This is a genomic window from Pseudomonas sp. KB_15 (genome assembly GCF_052114525.1).
Lineage (GTDB): Bacteria > Pseudomonadota > Gammaproteobacteria > Pseudomonadales > Pseudomonadaceae > Aquipseudomonas.
In genome coordinates this window covers 1-389 of record NZ_JBFREX010000309.1, presented here as the reverse complement: position 1 = coordinate 389, position 389 = coordinate 1, and the positions used below count along the sequence as shown (strand labels likewise).

Below are 389 nucleotides of genomic sequence, written 5' to 3'. Positions count from 1 at the left end.
GCGCCATGATCGTGCCGACCAGGCCGTTGGACCAGAACACGTCCATCTGGCCCTGGGACATCAGCATGGTCTGCCGGAACGAATCCTCGGCGCGGTCGCCCAGCACCAGCGCCAGCACCAGCGGCGCCAGCGGGTAATCGAGCTTCTTCAGCACGTAGCCAATCACGCCGAAAATCAGCATCAGCCAGACGTCGAACATGGCGTTGTGCACCGTGAAGGCGCCGATGGCGCACACCACGAGGATCAGCGGCGCGATGATCGCGAACGGAATGCGCAGGATGGCGGCGAACAGCGGCACCGTGGAAAGCACCACGATCAGCCCGGCGATGTTGCCCAGGTACATGCTGGCGATCAGCCCCCAGACGAAGGTCTTCTGCTCGGTGAACAGC

At 63.8% G+C, this 389-nt stretch carries 1 protein-coding gene; it reads right to left on the bottom strand.

Features of this window, described 5'->3' with window-relative positions; translation table 11 throughout:
- A partial coding sequence (locus tag AB4Z35_RS31030) for a tripartite tricarboxylate transporter permease (protein ID WP_442101301.1) occupies positions 1–389 on the bottom strand: 389 nt, incomplete at both ends.